3 protein-coding genes and 1 pseudogene are annotated in these 3,414 nt (G+C 74.8%); 3 read left to right on the top strand and 1 reads right to left on the bottom strand.

Annotated features, from left to right (window positions below; all coding sequences use genetic code 11):
* The 3 genes and pseudogenes from OZN99_RS27910 to OZN99_RS27900 all read left to right on the top strand — a co-directional run.
* Nucleotides 1-293 (top strand): annotated as a pseudogene (locus tag OZN99_RS27910) (hypothetical protein); the annotation flags it as partial.
* A gap of 75 nt (nt 294-368) precedes the next feature.
* A complete protein-coding gene (locus OZN99_RS27905) occupies nt 369-1,361 on the top strand; it encodes a S1C family serine protease (protein WP_270938488.1) in 993 nt (330 codons plus the stop codon).
* A complete protein-coding gene (locus tag OZN99_RS27900; protein ID WP_270938487.1) occupies nt 1,361-1,888 on the top strand; it encodes a dihydrofolate reductase family protein in 528 nt (175 codons plus the stop codon). The genes OZN99_RS27905 and OZN99_RS27900 overlap by 1 nt, the downstream gene beginning before the upstream one ends.
* Here OZN99_RS27900 and OZN99_RS27895 read toward each other — a convergent pair.
* A partial coding sequence (locus OZN99_RS27895; RefSeq protein WP_270938486.1) for an FAD-dependent oxidoreductase occupies nt 1,870-3,414 on the bottom strand: 1,545 nt, incomplete at its 5' end. The genes OZN99_RS27900 and OZN99_RS27895 overlap by 19 nt on opposite strands.

Below are 3,414 nucleotides of genomic sequence, written 5' to 3'. Positions count from 1 at the left end.
CTGCGCGGGAGGCCGCGCGCGCCGGTGACCGCGACGGCGTGCTGGAGCAACTGGCCGCCGCGTCCGGCTTCCCGCCCGCCCGCATCGAGGCGGCGCTGGCGCTACGCAGCCCGCGCGTGATCGCCGCGCTGTGCTGGCGCGCCGGCTGGACCGCCGACCTGGCCGAGGAGGTGCAGGCCGCCTTCGGCATCCCGCCGCCGCGCGTGCTGCGCGCCAATGTGGAGGGCGGCTGGACGCTCTCGGCCGCGGAGTTGCAGTGGCAGATCGAGCTGCTGGACGAACTGCCGGGATAAGGTCTCCTGGAACCCCCCGGCTTCCGTCCCGCTACCGCCGTTCGGTAGGGTGGCGGCGCGACGGCGGGAAAGCACATGGCCGAGGACGACTGGACGATCCCCGAGGAGCTGCGGCCGGACCCGGCCGACTATGCCTTCGACCTCCCGGCGGCGCTGGGCTCGGTGGTGGCGCTGAAGTCGCGCGTGCCCGCGGATGCCTTCTCGGCCCGCACCCTGGGCACGGAGCGCGAGGGCAGCGGCGTGGTGATCCGCGCGGACGGGCTGGTGCTGACCATCGGCTACCTGGTGAGCGAGGCGGACAGCATCTGGATCACGACCGCCGGCGGCCGCGTCGTGCCGGGCCATGCGCTCGCCTTCGATTTCGAGACGGGCTTCGGTCTGGTGCAGGCGCTGGGCCGCCTGGAGACGCCGGCGATCCCGCTGGGGCCGGAGACGACGCCGGAGACCGGCGTGCAGACGGTGCTGGCCGCCGCCCCGCAGGGCGGGCGGGACGACGAGGAGGGCGGCGCGGTGGCCTGCTCCATCGTCGCCAAAGAGCCCTTCGCCGGCTACTGGGAGTACCTGCTGGAGGAGGCGCTGTTCACCGCGCCCGCACATCCCTCCTGGGGCGGCGCGGCGCTGATCGGGCCGGACGGGAAGCTCATCGGCATCGGCAGCCTGGTGCTGCAGCACCGCGACAAGCGCGGGCGGCGGCTCGACCTCAACATGTGCGTGCCGACGACCCTGCTGCACCCGATCCTGAACGACCTGCTCAGCTACGGGCGGGTGAACAAGCCGGCCCGCCCGTGGATCGGCCTCTATGCGGCGGACCAGGAGGAGGGGATCGTGGTGGCCTCCGTCGCCTCCAAGGGGCCGGCGGAGAAAGCGGGGATCCGCGCGGGCGACCGCATCCTGGGCATCGACGGGGCGGAGGCGCCGGACCTGGCGGCGCTGTGGCGCAGCCTGTGGTCGCGCGGCAGCGCGGGCGTCAGCGTACAGCTGCAGGCCGAGCGCGACGGGCGCAAGTTCAGCGTGCCGGTGGCCAGCGCCGACCGCGCCAGCTTCCTCAAGGCGCCGCGCCTGCACTGATGCGCACGATCTGGCATTGCTATATTGCCGTCTCGCTTGACGGGCGGATCGCCCGGCCGGACGGATCGGTGGACTGGCTGGGCGAGGAAGGGCCGCCGGAGGAATTCGGCTACGACGCCTTCTACGCGGGGGTGGACGCCATCGTGATGGGGCGCGCCACCTATGACGCCGTGCGCGCGATGGGCGACTGGCCCTATCCGGGCAAGCCGACCGTGGTCGTTACGCGCCGGCCGCTGCCGGATGCGCCCGCCGGCGTGTCCGCCCGCGGCGGCGACCTGGCCGCGCTGGCGGCGGAGCTGGAGGTGGCAGGCTGCCGGCGCGTCTGGGTGGAGGGCGGCGGCGACGTCATCCGGCAGATGCTGGCGATCGGCAAGCTCGACATCCTGGAGATGGCGGTGATGCCGCGCGTGCTGGGCGCGGGCATCCCGCTGTTCCCGGACGGCACGCCCGACACGCGCTGGCGCCTGGTGTCCTGCACGCCGCGCGCCGGTGGCGCGCTGCACGCGATCTACGAGCGCGCCGCGTAGGCGGCCGGGGAGAAGACGGGCGGCGGCCCCTTGCCGCCGCGCAGCGCCTCCACGATCAGTTCGCCGATCACCGGTGCCAGCGTCCAGCCATTGAAGGTGACGGCGTGGAACAGGCCGGGCAGGCGCGGGTCCTCGCCCAGGATCGGGCCGGGGATCTGCACGTTGATGCCGGTCCAGGCGCGGATGACGTGCAGCCCCGCGATGGCCGGCAGCACGCTGCGCGCGACCCAGAGATTGCCCTCGATGCTGGCGCGGAGGTTGCGCGGGCGGCCCTGCGGGTCGAGCTCGCCGGGCCAGGCGCCGCCGAGGATCAGGTGGCCGCCATCACCCTGCTTCAGCGACAGATGCCGGCTGCCATGCAGCACGAGAGGGCGCAGCAGTTCGTGCGGCGCGGCTTCCGTCGCGATCACCTGCTGCACGGTGGCGCGCACGGGGATGGGCGCGCCGGCCAGATCCGCGATCACGCCCGCCCAGGGGCCGGCGGCATTGACGACACGCCGCGCGCGGACCCCGCCTTCCGGCGTGGTGGCGACGAAGCCGCTGCCGTCCTGCGCCAGCGCGGTGATCGCCACGCCGGAGACGATCTCCGCGCCGGCCTTCCGCGTGAGGCGCAGCAGGGCCGAGAGGCCGCGCAGCGGATCCATCTGGCCTTCCTCGGCACAGAAGGCGGCGCCGGCGAAGCCCGGGGCGAGCCAGGGCGCGCGGGCGTAGAGTTCGTTCGCGCCGAGCAGCTGGCTGTCCACGCCGAAGTCACGCTCCATCGCGACCTTGTCGGCCAGCGCGCGAAGCTGCGCCTCGGTCTCGGCCAGCATCAGGCCGCCCTCGGTGCGGATAGCGAGCTCCTCGCCGGACTCGCGCGCGATCTCGCGCCACAGAGCGACAGAACGCGGGCCGAGGGCGAGGATCTGCGCCGCCGCGCTCTCCGGGCCGTCGGCGGCGCCGGCGCTGTCATAGGCGTGCAGCTGGATGTGCAGGCTGCCGGCATTGGCGGTCGAGGCGCCCTGCCCCGGCTCGCCGCGATCCACGACGCGCGCGTGCAGACCCTCGCGCGCGGCGGCGCGCGCGATGGCGAGGCCGACGACGCCGCCGCCGATGACGAGGAGGTCGCATGCCTGCTCCCTCCCCCGCTGGCGGGGGAGGGTCGGGGTGGGGGCCAGCGCCACCGGCGCCTCGAAGCCGGGCGCCTCGCTCCATTCCGGCTTCTCCATCGCCAGCGCCAGCGCCGGCACCGGCTTTACGGGCGCGCGTGGCGCGGCCCAGCCGCCTTCCTCCACGGCACCGGCGAAACGGGCCACTGTCGCCCCGCACATCCGGCCCTGGCAGCGCCCCATGCCGGCGCGCGTCGCCTTCTTCAGCGCGCCGAGCGAGGCCGCGCCCCCGGCCTGCGCGGCGCGCAACGCGCCGGCGGTCACCTCCTCGCAGCGGCAGACCACCGTCGCGTCGGCCACCTGCGTGGCGTCGAAGTCCGGCACCTCGAACAGCCGCCACAGCGCGTCCTGGAAGGCGATGGCGCGGGCCAGGTCGCG

The sequence above is a fragment of the Falsiroseomonas oryzae genome (assembly GCF_027856955.1).
GTDB lineage: Bacteria > Pseudomonadota > Alphaproteobacteria > Acetobacterales > Acetobacteraceae > Falsiroseomonas > Falsiroseomonas oryzae.
Note: the sequence above shows the minus strand (reverse complement) of the source record. Positions and strands in the feature narration are given on the sequence as shown.